The organism is Bradyrhizobium sp., assembly GCF_049519115.1.
In the GTDB taxonomy this organism is placed as follows: domain Bacteria; phylum Pseudomonadota; class Alphaproteobacteria; order Rhizobiales; family Xanthobacteraceae; genus Bradyrhizobium.
In genome coordinates this window covers 1-14,745 of record NZ_JBEKRB010000020.1, presented here as the reverse complement: position 1 = coordinate 14,745, position 14,745 = coordinate 1, and the positions used below count along the sequence as shown (strand labels likewise).

The window sequence follows — 14,745 nt, the reverse complement described above, 5'->3', positions numbered from 1 at the left end:
GAAGCGGTCGGGTTATGCCGTCAGCGGTTCGGTCGACGCGCGACTCAGTGCTTCGTTCAGCGTGGCCAGACGGACAAGTTGCGCCGTGTTCCTTACACCAAGCTTACGCATGAGGTCAGCGCGGTGGATTTCGAACGTTCGATGGCTGATCTTCAACAGGGCAGCGCCCTCCTTATTGGAATGCCCGGCGCTCACGAGGCAAAGAACTTCCTGCTGACGCCGCGTCAGGGATTTCTCGCCAGCGCGGTTTCGGTCGTCGGCAATACCGGCATTGTCGTTGTTTACGCCATCGACGTGTCTGGCTTGGCTCCACCACGCAATGGCACTACGAGCCACGTTGATCGCGGAGTGTTCTGGAACTGCGGACTCGAATGAGTCGCCCATCTTCACGATCGAGGCACGAATCCGCTCGGCTTCCGTGTAGGCGCCTTCTATGACCCGCTTCAGCGACGCATCGCGAATCTGATCCGTGTTCTGCTGAATTTCCCCGATATACAGCAACAGCGCTGTCATGGGCCCGTTGAGTTCGTGCGCCATCGCCGCGCCGATTTCACCGGCGAACTGTATGCGCGCTGCGGAAGATATCCCGGCCTCGGTAGCGTTTCCGACGCCTTCAGCGGCCGGTGAGGCAGGCACGGAACTTTTTGCAATCTGCGTCAAAGCATTTATCCTTCGATTGATCGCCACAAACCGACGCTCCGTTCAACCGCGTCGATCAACTGCGAGGGCTGGAACGGCTTGCGCATGCATAATGAGGCGCCGCGCTGCGTCGCCATATCGAGGTAATCCACGGCCTCAGCCGAGTTGCGCAGGTGAAAGCCCGACATCGCGATGATCGGCACCTGCGTTTTTTTCCGGATATATTCGATGGTGTTAAGTCCGCTCAATCCCGGCATGAAGATATCGACCATCACGACGTGAAAGCGTGACAGATGCAGCATTTGGATGCCTGCACGCGCTCTTGACGCGAGCACGGTCTCGCAGTGGCGGCGTGCCAATATTGTCTGGATTGCCACGCCAACGGAGACATCGTCGTCAATGACAAGGATGCGCGCCGGCTGGTTGGGCGTGATCCGCAGTTCGTCTGCGCCGTGAAGCAGTGCAATACTCATGTATCGTTCGCCCCCGGAAAAGCCCGATCGGACTGCAGCATGATGAATCAGCCCTTGGTTCCACTGTCGACACGCCGACTGCAGAAGGGGTTAACTTTTCATCTAGTAGAAACACGTACATGTCGCATGGCTGATCTGCCGCTGACGGACAACAACCGGCATATCCGCCGCAAAGAGTGACGGCATTTAATTCAATACGTGACGTGAAATGTTTTGGTCATTTTCTATTTTGATGGGTTCATCAATTTCGATATGGCTATCAGCATCGCCGTTGAGTTCTTTGCCCCGAATTTTCGCAACAACCTGGCGCGATGAAGCTCGACCGTGCGGTGGCTGATCCCGAGAACCCGACCGGCCTCCTTGTTGGAAAACCCAGCAGTAATTTTCTCCAGCACCTCACGCTCGCGACAAGTCAGGGTTTCATATCCGGGAAAATTCAAAAAAGATGGCTTTGCCTGCGGTGAAGCGTCCTGGTTCGCTTTGATTTTAGAGCCGGCACTTCCGAGCGCCTGCTCGATCCGAACAAGAATCTCCTGGCTCCTGAAAGGCTTCTCGATGAAGTCGATAGCGCCATTCTTGATGGCGTTCACCGCGGTGGGGATATCTCCGCATCCCGAGACCATGATGACGGGCGCAGCTTGGCTTGCGAGGGCTTTCAGGATTTCGATCCCCGATTGTCCGGGAAGACTAACATCCAGAAGGATACAGTCGGGCGTCCGCTGTCTTATCGCTTCGAACAGTCCCCGGCCGTCGACGAAGCAGACGACTTGGTATCCCGCGCTCGACAGAATGTTGCGCAACGCGTCGCGGACATCGCGATCGTCGTCGAGTACAAATACCTCTGCACGCTGTGACGCATTAGCAGCCTTCACAGCAGGCTCCCCGCTGAATTTGTCCACCTCATTCGGGTCTCGTACGAAACTCTCAAGCCCGAATGTTTGCGCTACATCAAACCCCCCGTTGTTTTGCGGGCTTTTGCGCAATCCTGCTTTTGAGGCGAGTTGCGCCCGGAGCCGAATTGCCGTTGAGGGACAAAAAGCAAATCTGATCTTCGAGGCCCGCTTCACGCCCCGGCGCGCATGCTGCCTTGGACCGGGATCGTCGATGCGTTATTCCCGACGACGTTTTCCGCAAGAGAGACAGCGACTGCGCTAAGGAGCGTCGCGGGCAGAAACGGTTTGCGTAGGCAGCACGCCGCGCCCAGTTCAAGCGCCATTCTCAGGAAATCGGGCGCACCCATCCCGCGCTCGGCAAACACGTAACCGGAGATCGCGATGAGCGGAATAGCCGGCGCGCGCCGGTGAAATGTCCGGATCGATTCAAGGCCACGCATGTGCGGCATGAAGATATCGACGATCATCAGGTCGAACGTCTCGGCGTCAAGGGCGTTTAGCCCTGCCTCGCCGCCATCGGCCGTGAAAATCTCAAAGCCTTTATTTTCGAGCAGCATCCGGATTGCGTTAGCAACCAACAGGTCGTCGTCGACAACAAGAATGCGCGCCATGATGAGCCCCCGGTTGAAATTTTTTCAACACGCCCATCGAACCTGACGCAGTCTCCGAACGAGGACCGCCAAATTCAAAAAACGCGAATCACTCGCCAAGATTGAATTTTAGCTGACTGCGTCAAAACTGTCTGTACGGTGCAATGCTTTGTACTCGCATGCTCGCCAAGACATGCTGCGTGCAGCGCAGCAATGCGCGATTTTGGCTTTTGGTCCGACACTGAGAAACAAATCAAGCGAAATCAGGCTCGGCAATGCACGGTAGCACTCATACCGTGTCGAGACTATCGGGTATCCGCTGGGGCACCGATAGCTGATAGTTCTTCTCCCGCATGTCACAGGGGACGCGCCATGAAGAATCTTATACTGAACCGGTTCAGCCAGCCCGACCTTGAACGCCTTAAACCTCATCTTAAGGTAGTAACCTTCGCGCAGCATTCGACACTGTTTGAGGCTAACCAGAAAATCAAGCACGTTTACTTTCCGACGAGCGCGGTAGTTTCATTGGTCGTTTCGCTTTCGACCGGAGAAATGATCGAGACGGCGATGATCGGCGCAGATGGTGTCGTCGGAGCATCCGCGGCGCTCGACGGCAAGATTGCCCTCAGCCGCGGGATTGTTCGACTGGGCGGGGAGATCGTCGTTTGCGGTATCGAGGCGTTGAAGTCCACGGCCTTGCAGAACCCGAAGCTGCTTTCTCTGCTCATTCGTCACGAACAAACTCTGTATGCGCAAGCTCAACAATCCGCCGCCTGTTTCGCTTCTCATCAGGTCGAGTCCCGGCTATGCCGCTGGCTTCTTCGCGCGCGGGATCTATCGGAAACGGATACGCTTCTTTTCACGCAGGAAATCCTTAGCGAGTTGCTCGGAGTCCGGCGCGCCAGCGTCACCGTCGTGGCCCATACGCTACAAGCCGCCGGCCTGATCAAATACTCGCGTGGGAAAATTCAGATGCTCGATGCCGAAGCTCTGCAGGACAGCGCATGCGAGTGCTACAGCACGGTAAAACTTTATTATGAACAACTCCTCGACACGAGCCTCAACTAGATCGTGTTTGCGATCGTCAGCGAAATGTTCATGAGCCGGGCATGAACATCAGGACTGCCGCCAGCCCTATGATCGCTGTCCCGATCCAACCCAAAATGACAATGTGCCGGCTCGACGTGAACGCACCCATCACTGACTTCCTCGAAGCGACTAGGATGATCACTACCATCAAGGGGACCGCCACGATGCCGCTGATCCGGGCGCTCCGGAACAGCGCCTTCATCGAACCAGTCGGCGCGTATTGGATCACTAATCCCGCAAGCACGCTGACGGCGATCACGCCATAAAACCCTCGCGTGTCTTGTGCCTTTCGTTCAAGGCCCGATACCACCCCACGGCCTCGGCGGGCGCATGATGCGCGGTAGCGGTGCCATCGGGCGGAGAAATATCCCTGGGTGTCCCCCCTCTTATTGTCCGCGACAACCGACCCTTGCTTTTGATGCAAATCAAGGCGCGCACGCCCGACCGGCGCCAGCCTTGGCTAGGTAGTTGTCCTAAATTGCGCTCTCCACCCACTCTATTGTTCTATCCATACTTTAACATCGGTTTGGTGAGTAAGATGCTGCTTCAGGGGCTCCCAAATACCTCCTCGCTCGAAGTCTTCCATTTTCCCACACTGGAAGAATTTCGCTCGTTCGAACGATTGAGCGAGCCATGCGTCCTGCCTCTCACCGGCCACTCTTCCTCGGCCCGCGCTCGTATCAAACTATCGAACTGCAGCCTTGTCGTTCAGCGCACGTTTCCGCGTATTCTGGAAATGAAATATGAAACGGACGGGATGCTATGCTTCATCCCTCTCACACCCTTCGAGGGCTTCAAAATCAACGGCGCCGCGATCGGAGCAAATACCATCATAACGGTGCGCGGCCAGGCCGATTGCCATATCGTCGAGCCGCAGGCGAGCCTGCTTGCGATCGTTGATCTGGACTCAACGACAGCCTCCCGCTTCAAGCCCGACGCCAGCGCCGGCGTACAGCTTTTCCAAGCCGACAATTTCGTCCACCTTCAAACCTTCAGGACGATCGTGGCGAGCCTGGTCGCCGTTGCGGCACAACGTCCCCAGGACCTTAGGGCCTTGAGGGAAATGGAAGGCGGCCTGCTGTGTTCTCTGGAAGGGATGATGAGCGCCTGCTCGACGGCGCTTCCTCCGGCAACCTTCCGGCGCTATCTCCCCATCGTCGAGCTGATTGACGAATACATGCAATTTCACCCGGACGCTTGTGTTGGCAGCACCGAGCTCGCGTCATACTGCGGCGTCTCGTCCCGGACCTTGCAAAACGCCACCAAATCGGTTCGCGGCACGAGTGTGCATCGTTATCTCCGTTTGCGGAAACTATGGTCCGTCAGGCGGACGCTCACCGTCGGTCGACCGGACACGGTCATTTCGGACGTCGCTCGGGCCAACGGTTTTCGGCATATGGGCGAATTTACCGGAGCTTACCGTTCCACCTTCGGCGAAACAGCGTCAACGACACTGGCGAGACATCAGTGATCTGGATTTCAAGAAGAGCGCAAGCCTGCCGCTATTGCTTATCACCCCACGGAAGCATTTTTGTAGAAACGACCGGAGCGACCGCTCTGTCGCCAACTACGCCATCAAATTTTGGAACGGAAGCAGGCTTGCGGGCAGGTATTGGCCGGCAAGTAAACTCGCCCTTCGGCATTCCGGACCGTCGTGTCTTTCGCGATCTCGCCCACGATGAATTTCACGAGCGGCGGTCCGGGCACTTACGCCGCCGTATCTATCTCACATGGCTTTGAGGCCAAAATCAGTCGCCCCAACTCGGCAACGGGAACGGGCCGACTGAAGAGATAGCCTTGCAGTTCTGCGCACCCTTGATTGGCCAGGAACTCCAGTTGCTCCTGCGTCTCCACGCCCTCCGCCGTCGTCTTTATTTTTAACTGTTTTGCAAGACCAACGACCGCCTGAATGATTGCCCTACTCTCTTGCGAGCTGGTTATCTCGCGAACAAATGACTGATCGATCTTGATTTTATCAAAGGGGAACTTCATCAGGTAGCTCAATGACGAATACCCGGTTCCAAAATCATCCATCGCAATGCGCACGCCGATATTTTGGAGCTCTCGCAAGGTTTCGATCGTGGATTTCGTGTCCTGCAACAGAATTGATTCCGTTATCTCGCATTCCAGTCGGTTCGCCTGCATGCCCGCGCTCTTCAGCGCGGCCTTGACCGAGCTCAGAACACTGCCGGCCTTGAACTGAAGCGGCGATAGATTCACTGCCACTCGGATATCGTTCGGCCATGCCGCCGCGTCGCTGCAGGCCTGCTTGATGACCCATTCGCTGATGGGCACAATGAGACCGGTTTGCTCGGCGATTGATATGAATTCTCCGGGTCCGATCAGACCGCGCAGCGGATGATTCCACCTGATCAAGGCTTCGGCACTGACAATGTGTTTTCCGGTTAAATCGTAGAGCGGCTGATAGCGAAGTTCGAACTCGCCGCGTTCCACCGCATAGCGGAGATCCGATTCGATTTCGTGGCGCCTGTCCGCCTCCTCGTTCATGCTGTATTCGAAGAAGCGGTATTTTCGCCGACCCTCCGCTTTTGCCTCGTAAAGTGCAAGGTCCGCACTCTTGAGCAACTGCTCCAGCTCTTCACCATCATCCGGAGCTACCGCGATCCCAATGCTGACATCGATCGTGATCTCTTTGCCCTCGATAGAGTAAGGAGCGCTTGCTGCCTCGATCAGCCTTCGTGCAAGTTTCGCCACATCGGACCGCGTGAGGCCTTTGCCTGACTGCACGACCACGAACTCGTCTCCACCGAATCTGGCGATCAGATCGCTCGGGCGAAGGCAGCGCGAGAGTCGCTCGGCCACAAGCTTGAGCAGCTTGTCGCCTACGGCACGGCCGAACCAGTCATTAACGTCCCTGAAACGGATCTGGTCGACGCACATCACCGCCAGCAATTCGCGCCGCACAGGTGATGCGCGCAATGCATCGAATCGCTCGCTGAACAAGACCCGATTCGGAAGATTTGTCAGCGTGTCGTGACTCGCCATGTGCAATATGTGCTTCTCGGCATTCTTGAGGTTCGTGACGTCTTCGAAGGTCGACACCCAACCCCCGCCTTCGCAGGGAGACTTGACGACGTGGTAGATTTTTCCGTTCGGACGCTTGACGACGCTCTCCGAAATCATCCCGAGGTCGATCTTCCTTCTGACCTTTTCGGCATATAGTTCCGGGCTTTCGAGCGGCTCTCCGGCCTCTTTACGCCACTTCAGGATCGAGAGAAACGAAGCGTCCTCCAGATCCTTGGCAGTCATCCCAAGCATACCACGAAATCGGTCGTTATAGATGACGACCCGTCCATCCGCATCGAACATGCAAAGGCCCTGAACCATGTTGTTCACGGCGTTGTCGAGCAGCGCGCGTTGCCTCGATGTCCATTTCTGGTTCCGTCGATCTATGATCGAAGTTATCAGGCTGATCGTTAAAACCGACAATGCGACAGCGCTCACCATCACGGCTAGCGACGATGGCGAAATCGACCGCTCCAGAACGAGAGCCGTCCCGTCAGGCACGATCGTCACGGCCGACACCCCGACAAAGTGAAGCGACGCAACCGCCAAAACCAGCAATAGAACGGTCGCTACTGCGCCCGATATATGCCGATTGATCGAAGCAATTCCGAAGGCCGCGCTTGCAAAAAAGAGTCCGAGCCCGATCGATGTCGATACACCCGACAGGTCCCATTCGATGCGCCCGGGTATACGGATCGCCGACATGCCGACGTAGTGCATGATCGCGATCGCCACACCCACCAGGGCTCCGCCGAGTGTGGCGATCCTCCAGTCTGGCTGCGCGGCCACGTAGAGGCCCGCGGCGGAAATCACGATCGAGAGAACCAGCGAGAGCAGGGTTTCCACGGTCGAATAGGCCAAAGGCAGATCCGGTCGAAAAGCCAGCATCCCGATGAAATGCGTCGTCCAGATCGACCCGCCGGCTGCCAGAGCGCTAAGCAGCCACCATCCGAGCCGGGCGCGCCCGATGCTGGTGGATACTCTCCGATAAACGCTGACCGTAACGCCACAACCGAATAGGCAAATGCACACGGCCAATATCGTTAAACGCCAATCGTGATCTGTAGCCAGGCAGGACAACACTCTAATCATGCGACTACTCTGGTTCTCTTATCAACTCTAGGGCCGGCGTTTTCGAACCGCCAATCTGCGGTGCTAGGTCCGTTCACCTTTCCCCATACCGACTTTATCGCCACTTAAAATAGAACTCCGTATCAATACCGGAATCGGGCTGTCACCCTCCGATCCGCTTCGCCTTCAATGAGAATTTTTCGCTATTCCGATAGCCGGCTTAGGACGTTGTTTCACATCATCGGCGATAGTTGATTTGTCATCAACGACACGACTGGCGAACTGAGGAATTGACGATTTTCGGCTGGATAACGCCTGTCCCGGCAAATCGAGCAAAGCCGAGCAAACCGACAAAACAGAGCCCAATGATCGCGTAGAGTCGCACTGCTATAATGAAGCGAGGCTTCTTGGAAACACCTCCCCGAGTGCGCAATCGCTGTAGATCGAACCCGCTTTACGATGACTTCGGCCGACCGCTGCTTTCTTGACGGCAGCGAACTTGTAACGATCGAAAAATACCTCCCCGCTGTACGCCTGCTGTTTTCCGATAGCAGCGTTCGCCTCGAATTAAATGAAGCGAGTTAGACTTCCGCATCCGCCGATCGGGAATCGGATGCTGCGGCGTCGTTGCTGTCCGAACATCGACAGCGAAGGCGTCCGGGAAGAATTCGAACACGCGACCCGAATTTGAAAACCTGGGTTTTGCATACTCATGTCTCGAACCAAACCAAGCGCGACCTTGTTCCGAGAACGTCAACGTGTTCGTCCGGGAGTCGACGATCCTGAGCAGGCTGTTGTGCTAAAACGCACCAATAGCGTGCTCGAGGCCCTTGTTCTCCACCGAACGGCGGACCTCGAGGAGAGCCGACGTCTGCTGCGCGCTACGCTGGAACATATGGATCAGGGATTGGTGCTTCTGGATCAAAATCAAACAGTGCGTTTGTGCAATCCCCGAGCTCTCGAGTTGCTCCGATTGCCCGAAGACGTCCTGCATGAGAGCGCCGCTTTCCGAGACGTCCGCGCATTTCAGAATGAACGGGGTGATTTCTCGATGATAGCCCCGTCAACGTCCTCGATCATCAAAGGCAGCGACGCGCGTCTATTTCCACTGATCTACGACTGGCCGCGACCGGACGGAAAAACCCTGGAAGTGCGCCGTGTTCAGCTCCCGGATGGGAGTTCGGTCAACACATTCACCGATGCCACTGAACGGCGCGCCTCCGAAGCGGCGGTGCGCCAGAGCGAGAGCCGTTACCGCCTGTTAGCCGAACGCGTCGAAGAGCTTGCTCAGATCGATGAGCTAACGGGCGTTCTGAATCGACGCTATATCATGCAGGAACTAAGCGACGAAATGTCTCGCGCGCAGCGAACCGCCGAGGCCTGCTCCATTGCCATGATCGATCTGGATTTCTTTAAGCGGGTCAACGATCGGTTCGGGCATCCGGCAGGCGATGAAGTTCTCCGGAGCTTCGCAATCGCAGCGAGCGCGAATATTCGGACCATCGACCGGCTGGGCCGCTATGGCGGCGAAGAATTTCTGCTGATTTTGCCACGCGCTTCGAAGGAACCCGCTACCCTGGCTGTGAACCGGTTACGGGAAATCGTCGCCAATCTGGACTGGACCGCCATTTCGGACGAACTCGTGGTGACGATATCGGGAGGCGTCGCCCAGGTTCGCCTGGATGAGGCCCCCGACGAAGTCCTGGCACGCGCCGACACGGCGCTATATGGGGCAAAAGACGCCGGGCGGAATCGCGTGATAAGCGCCTGAATTGGCGTACCGGATGGTGGGATCGTCGTTTCAGTCACGACCTGCGCCGGACCCCGCCGCTTGTGCGGGTGACCGGCATAACGGTATCGGGCAACGGGTCAGGCGGCAATGCTGCGGGAGATCAATCCCGCGATGAGTTTCTTGACCTCGTCGGTCAATTCGAACGCTACAAGCACGCCGCGCTCGTCTATGCGAGTGGCGGAGCCCCGCAGGGCCGGCGCGATGCCGTCGATCTTCATGGTGAGACTGGTGTTAACTGAGACGTTCTCGATCGCGTCGACCAGGATCGCGCCGCTTTCGGAAAGATCGCGGACCAGAACCCGCTGCTCCTTTCCGTTGATGACCACGACAGCGGGCCGGTCGATATCGACACGGGCCGAGATCCGGCGATTGACGTCGGCGGTCGAATTACGAACCACACTGACCAGGACCGCACGCAGGTCGCTGACCTTATCGGCTATTTCGATGGAGCCATCGCGAATTTCGGTGGCGCGGCGACCGGTCTCAACTGCTTCGTTGGAGACACTGACGATTTGGGTCGCCATCTCGCGGGCCGCTTGGGCAGATTCTTCGACGGTCCGCGAAATCTCGTGGGTGACCGAGCTTTCACGCTCCATCGCTTCCGCGATTTTGGAGGAAACCTCGTCGACGCTGCGAATGACGTCACCAATCGCGCTGATCGAAGTAACAGACTCTCGCGTCGTTTCCTGGATCTCGCTGATCTGCGCCGCGATATCGCTGGTCGCCTTCGCCGCCTGCTCGGCGAGCGCCTTTACTTCCGAGGCGACCACGGCGAAGCCGCGGCCCGCTTCGCCTGCGTGGGCAGCTTCAATGGTGGCATTGAGCGCGAGCAGATTGGTCTGCCCCGCGATTTCGCTGATCAGGTTGGTGACCGCCCCGACCCTGCCGGCGGCGGCCGACAGCTTGCCGATCGTTGCCTGAGCGCTGCTCGATGTGGCTACTGCATCGACTGTAAAGGCGCGCGACGAGCTGATCTGTCCTGCGATTTCCGTGATCGAAGCGCTCAGCTGCGTCGCAGCATGGGTCAACGTCTCTGCGTTCGCAATCGCCTGTTCGGCTGCGGCGGCCACGCTTCCGCTGTTGGCTCCGACGGTCGTGGCGCTGTCATTCATCGATGACGCGTTGCCCGCCCTCTGCTGCGCCCGGCCGGCGACGTCTCGCACTGCCTTGACCGTCTCCCGCTCGACCGTATCCGCCATGTCCTGCAGGGCTTTCGACTTTTCCTCCTCGGCAACCCACGCCCGATCACGGCGCTCCTCGACCTCGAAACCGAGCTTGTTCTGCATCGCCTGGACGTTGCGTAACGCAACGCCGATCTCGTCGTCGCGCTCGACCAGAATCCTGGTGTTGTTCCTGCCCTGGGCGATTTCTTCCATGGCGTGGTTGAGCTGGCCGAGCGGGCCAGCAACCGCACGGATCGTCCTGTAACCGATCAACCCACCGAGCACGAGGCCCAGGCAAAGGACCCCGCCCGCGACTGCGACCACGATCATGTATTGCTGTTGCGCCGCCTCGAATTCGGCCTTGGATTGCGCGAGCTGCCAGGCGACCAGCCTGTCGAGTTCGACCTTCTCGACGCGGAACAGTTCACGCGCTTCTCCCGTTTGCAGTTCGGCGAGTTCGTCGAACTTTCCGGCGGCAAGCAGCGGCAAGGCGGCATTGATGCCGCCCTCGCGATAGGCCTTGCGCTTTTCCACGAACGAATCCGCGATCGCCTTCTCCTCCGCGGAGTGTTTTAAGGAAGAGTAATCCGCCCAAAGCTTGCTAATGACCTCTGAATTTTTCAGAATCTGGTCTTCGACGCCGGCGACCGACCGCCCCGCGCGGCCGTCGACCGACGCATCGAGCAACATGATGCTCGCCCTCACGCTGCGGTCGTCGATTTCGAACAGTTGCGACAGCGGCGCAGCGCGGTTTTCGTAGATCGTCTTGAGGCGTCCATTGCTGGCTTGGGTTGCAAGAATGCCGACCGCTCCGATGATAACGAGGAACGCCGCCTGGACCGCGACCAGCGTTGAGAGGCGCGATTTGAGCGTGCGGGTAAAAAAATAGAGAAATAATCGAAGATCGAGCGGCGACGAATGACGCCGGCCTGCACCCGCCAACGCTGTGCCTCGTTCGCACGAAAAGTCCGCATAGACTTGTTCTGCTTCCTTGCGCTGATCTGCCGGTAGTTTGGTGCGGATCGACAAGTGGCCGCTGATTTGTCCGTTCTCGTAGATCGGCGTAGCGCTTGCCAGCACTCAATAGAAATCGCCGTTCTTGCGCCGGTTCTTGACCGCGCCGGCCCAGGGCTTGCCCGCCGTGATGGTATTCCAGAGATCTTCGTACGCCTCAGGGGGCATATCAGTGTGACGGACGATGTTGTGCGGTTGATTGATCAACTCGCTTTCGGTGAAGCCCGACGCTTCCACGAACGCCTTGTTGAAGAAAACCAGCCGGCCCTTCATATCGGTCTTGGAGACGATCAGAACGTCCTCGCCGATCGGATATTCCACATTGGTCACGGGAAGGTTCTTGCGCATGATTTTGCCTAAATCAGTTCGATCGCAGATATCGAAGGAAGGGAGGCTTGACTCAGCTGATGGACGACAACAGACGAAGTTCACGCAGCTTTTCGCGTGCGCGTCCGATCAAACTTTCAATTTTCTCAGCCTGGCCCATCAGGAGGTTTTGCGACCTGAGAGTGGCAGCGCCAGTCTTCAGCAGGGATTTTTCTGCGCCTTCGAGCCTGGTCAGCAAATCCTCGAGCTCATCCGCGGCACGGATTTGTTCGTCGGCGAGAGTTGACAGTAAGCAGGTCACAGACTCCAGCGGTCGCCCGGAGCCGGTCGCGCCTGTCGCGTCGCCATCTTTACGAAAATGCAGAAGTTCGCCCATCGATGATCCGCTACACGCTGGCCAGACAGCTGTTGCTGCGGTCTGGCGTGAGCTTCCTTTATCGGGACCATCGGTTCAGCAACGCCTAACCTGACTATCGGAATCGCGCATGCCGTAGTTGTACGGAGGCGAGAAATCAGTGAAGCGTCGGGCCACATCCTGCTTCGCCGATCCGAGATGTCGGAGCGGCAAGATCGGAACGACTGCGGCTCGCTAGATCCGTGAGATTGGCAGCCGTTCAAATCGAACGACCATCTACCTGCCACGACAAGGCTTGTGCTCGGCAGCCCGGCCGGGGACCGCGTCGCCCGCATCACGCTTCAAAAACGACGCGCGAACGGGCCGCTGTCGTCAGTTGTCAGCCGGGAAAGGGGGGTTGCGGTTTTGTACGCAAATGGCGCTCCCTAGGGAATCGAACCCCTGTTGCAGGCTTAAGAGGGCCGCGTATTTGCTAAGTTGGTGCAATCGTTGGCATGCGGCCAGACTGCCATTGCGGTTGACCGATACGGTCGATGCCGTCCCTCGCGAAAACCAGCGGACGAAAGCCCACTAATTTCAGTACTGTCTAGCACATTGGCGGAAGGTCGCGGAAGGCTGCGGAGGGGGTCATGGTGCCCCAGGGGGCGGCTCTTAATAGCGCCAATAAGACATTGAAAGAATTCAGAACTTTTACGCAACAATTCCGTCAATACCAACATGCCTACCAACTAAATTTTCCATTTCCTCGGTCAAAATCAGCGCCAATATGCATACCAGCAAAATCTTCATTTCCTCGGACAACGCTGACGTTTGTCCTAGTTTTCGTGAGACAGTGAGACACCTGAGACAGTGAGACACTTCGAACGTTGCAGCCCGCTAAGCCGCGAAAATCGACCAACCCATGCACTTGGTGAGTATCTCCAGCGCGATCTGACCGACCAGCGGATTGCCTTGCGTGTCGAGACCCGGCGACCACACCGCGATCGACGCCTTGCCGGGCGCTATGGCCATGATGCCGCCGCCGACGCCGCTCTTGCCGGGTAGGCCGACGCGATAGGCGAACTCGCCAGAGCCGTCGTAATGGCCGCAAGTAAGCATCACCGCGTTGATACGGCGCGCGCGTTCCGGGGACACCACCGAAAGCCCCGTAGTCGGATTCTTGCCGTCATGGGCGAGGAAGCGCCCGGCCATGGCTAGTTGCCGGCAGGTCATGGCGATAGCGCAATGATGGAAGTAGACGCCGAGGGTGTAGTTGACAGGGTTCTCCAGCACGCCGAACGACTTCATATAATTGGCGAGCGCGATATTGCGAAAGCCGGTGCGCTGCTCGGACGCCGCCACGGCGTCGTCGATCACGATCGATGAGTCATCAGCGAGGAAACGCATGAAGCGGACGATCTCGCCCAACGCCTCGCGTGGCTTGTGGCCGGACAGGATGACGTCGGTGACGGCGATGGCGCCGGCATTGATGAAGGGATTACGTGGAATGCCGCGCTCGCGCTCCAGCTGAACGATCGAGTTAAACGGCGAGCCTGATGGCTCCCGACCGACGCGCTGCCACAGCCTGTCGCCGACCAGACCTAACGCTAACGTCAACGTGAAGACTTTCGAGACGCTCTGGACCGAGAATGGCACGTCGGTATCACCGGCGGCGGCGACGTGACCATCGGCACCGACTACCACCAAGCCGAACGAGTTCGCGTCGACCCGTGCCAGTTCGGGAATGTAGTCAGCGACTGTGCCGCGCTCGCTGCGCGCCGTCATCTCGGCAGCAATAGCGGCGACGACTGAGTCCAGCTTGTCCGCATCGGTAGTCATAGTGGTAAGGCTTCTCGACTTGGCCGAGGACGGTCCCGCCCCAACAATTAGTGTAAGTGTTTGAAACACGCCTTAACGACGTTTTAACCCATCGACATCGCCGCGCAAGATGAGAGAAGGCGCGCTACGGTATCAGCAATATGCCGCAGCCTGTCGTGGTCGCGCGAGGCGACCGACGGCCCTGCCGGCGGTCGACGCACTAGTTAGCGCCCTCGAAAAGTCCGGTGTCGAGTGCATTCCTGAGAATGGCGGAGGTACCAGGTAAGGCTGGCAAAACGTAAGCGAAGATATTTTCAAAGGAGTTGGTGACGCAGTTGAATCATCCAAGACGAACGACACGCTAATTTAGATCATCCATTCACGAGCAGGCGTATGATCTTCCTCCGAAAAAATGGACAGGGTTAAGCTGCTTTTAGCTCCATCTCGATCGGGCTGAGATATCCGATGGCCGAGTGGCGACGCGTTCGATTGTAGAAGCCCTCGATGTAGGCAAA

Annotated in this window: 13 protein-coding genes and 1 pseudogene; 3 read left to right on the top strand and 11 right to left on the bottom strand. The window is 57.7% G+C overall.

Going from position 1 to position 14,745, the window contains the following annotated elements:
- Positions 1-12: 12 nt before the first annotated feature.
- The 4 genes from ABSE61_RS16940 to ABSE61_RS16925 form a co-directional block, all read right to left on the bottom strand.
- On the bottom strand, positions 13-660 hold the full coding sequence (locus ABSE61_RS16940; RefSeq protein ID WP_423872277.1) for a helix-turn-helix transcriptional regulator: 648 nt from the start codon (positions 658-660) through the stop codon (positions 13-15).
- A 5-nt stretch (positions 661-665) separates the two neighbouring features.
- Positions 666-1,112 carry a response regulator gene (locus ABSE61_RS16935; RefSeq protein ID WP_423872276.1) on the bottom strand — a complete coding sequence of 149 codons (447 nt, stop codon included), beginning with the start codon at positions 1,110-1,112 and terminating at the stop codon, positions 666-668.
- Between the two features lie 224 nt (positions 1,113-1,336).
- Positions 1,337-2,011 (bottom strand): response regulator transcription factor, encoded by a 675-nt coding sequence (locus tag ABSE61_RS16930; RefSeq protein WP_423872275.1) that lies wholly within the window; start codon positions 2,009-2,011, stop codon positions 1,337-1,339.
- 164 nt (positions 2,012-2,175) lie between these two features.
- Entirely contained in the window at positions 2,176-2,616 is a 441-nt protein-coding gene (locus ABSE61_RS16925; RefSeq protein ID WP_423872274.1) for a response regulator transcription factor, read from the bottom strand.
- 351 nt (positions 2,617-2,967) lie between these two features.
- Here ABSE61_RS16925 and ABSE61_RS16920 point away from each other — a divergent pair, with 351 nt between their 5' ends.
- Positions 2,968-3,663 (top strand): Crp/Fnr family transcriptional regulator, encoded by a 696-nt coding sequence (locus tag ABSE61_RS16920; RefSeq protein WP_423872273.1) that lies wholly within the window; start codon positions 2,968-2,970, stop codon positions 3,661-3,663.
- 28 nt (positions 3,664-3,691) lie between these two features.
- On the opposite strand, the gene ABSE61_RS16915 is transcribed toward ABSE61_RS16920, so the two are convergent.
- On the bottom strand, positions 3,692-3,994 hold the full coding sequence (locus tag ABSE61_RS16915; protein WP_490338371.1) for a divalent metal cation transporter: 303 nt from the start codon (positions 3,992-3,994) through the stop codon (positions 3,692-3,694).
- A 228-nt stretch (positions 3,995-4,222) separates the two neighbouring features.
- Between ABSE61_RS16915 and ABSE61_RS16910 the strand changes: the two genes are divergently transcribed.
- Entirely contained in the window at positions 4,223-5,155 is a 933-nt protein-coding gene (locus ABSE61_RS16910; RefSeq protein ID WP_423872271.1) for a helix-turn-helix domain-containing protein, read from the top strand.
- Between the two features lie 236 nt (positions 5,156-5,391).
- Here the strand turns inward: ABSE61_RS16910 and ABSE61_RS16905 are convergent, their stop codons facing one another.
- Together ABSE61_RS16905 and ABSE61_RS16900 are read right to left on the bottom strand one after the other, a co-directional pair.
- Positions 5,392-7,452 (bottom strand): putative bifunctional diguanylate cyclase/phosphodiesterase, encoded by a 2,061-nt coding sequence (locus tag ABSE61_RS16905; protein WP_423872348.1) that lies wholly within the window; start codon positions 7,450-7,452, stop codon positions 5,392-5,394.
- Positions 7,453-7,473: 21 nt separating this feature from the next.
- A pseudogene (locus ABSE61_RS16900) lies at positions 7,474-7,803 on the bottom strand (MHYT domain-containing protein); the annotation flags it as partial.
- Positions 7,804-8,578: 775 nt separating this feature from the next.
- On the opposite strand from ABSE61_RS16900, the gene ABSE61_RS16895 reads away from it, so the two are divergent.
- Positions 8,579-9,553: a GGDEF domain-containing protein gene (locus ABSE61_RS16895; protein ID WP_423872270.1), complete on the top strand. Its 975-nt coding sequence runs from the start codon at positions 8,579-8,581 to the stop codon at positions 9,551-9,553.
- A 98-nt stretch (positions 9,554-9,651) separates the two neighbouring features.
- Here the strand turns inward: ABSE61_RS16895 and ABSE61_RS16890 are convergent, their stop codons facing one another.
- The 4 genes from ABSE61_RS16890 to ABSE61_RS16875 form a co-directional block, all read right to left on the bottom strand.
- Positions 9,652-11,817 (bottom strand): methyl-accepting chemotaxis protein, encoded by a 2,166-nt coding sequence (locus ABSE61_RS16890; protein WP_423872269.1) that lies wholly within the window; start codon positions 11,815-11,817, stop codon positions 9,652-9,654.
- Positions 11,818-12,099: a PAS domain-containing protein gene (locus tag ABSE61_RS16885; RefSeq protein ID WP_423872268.1), complete on the bottom strand. Its 282-nt coding sequence runs from the start codon at positions 12,097-12,099 to the stop codon at positions 11,818-11,820.
- 52 nt (positions 12,100-12,151) lie between these two features.
- Positions 12,152-12,454, bottom strand: a complete 303-nt coding sequence (locus ABSE61_RS16880; RefSeq protein ID WP_423872267.1) for a hypothetical protein — start codon at positions 12,452-12,454, stop codon at positions 12,152-12,154.
- 855 nt (positions 12,455-13,309) lie between these two features.
- Entirely contained in the window at positions 13,310-14,251 is a 942-nt protein-coding gene (locus ABSE61_RS16875; RefSeq protein WP_423872266.1) for a glutaminase, read from the bottom strand.
- Positions 14,252-14,745 lie beyond the last annotated feature (494 nt).

Coding starts and splice junctions, on each gene's coding strand:
- ABSE61_RS16935 (WP_423872276.1), bottom strand. CDS start 1,112: ATGAGTATTGCACTGCTTCACGGCGCAGACGAACTGCGGATCACGCCC.
- ABSE61_RS16925 (WP_423872274.1), bottom strand. CDS start 2,616: ATGGCGCGCATTCTTGTTGTCGACGACGACCTGTTGGTTGCTAACGCA.
- ABSE61_RS16885 (WP_423872268.1), bottom strand. CDS start 12,099: ATGCGCAAGAACCTTCCCGTGACCAATGTGGAATATCCGATCGGCGAG.
- ABSE61_RS16920 (WP_423872273.1), top strand. CDS start 2,968: ATGAAGAATCTTATACTGAACCGGTTCAGCCAGCCCGACCTTGAACGC.
- ABSE61_RS16880 (WP_423872267.1), bottom strand. CDS start 12,454: ATGGGCGAACTTCTGCATTTTCGTAAAGATGGCGACGCGACAGGCGCG.
- ABSE61_RS16875 (WP_423872266.1), bottom strand. CDS start 14,251: ATGACTACCGATGCGGACAAGCTGGACTCAGTCGTCGCCGCTATTGCT.
- ABSE61_RS16910 (WP_423872271.1), top strand. CDS start 4,223: ATGCTGCTTCAGGGGCTCCCAAATACCTCCTCGCTCGAAGTCTTCCAT.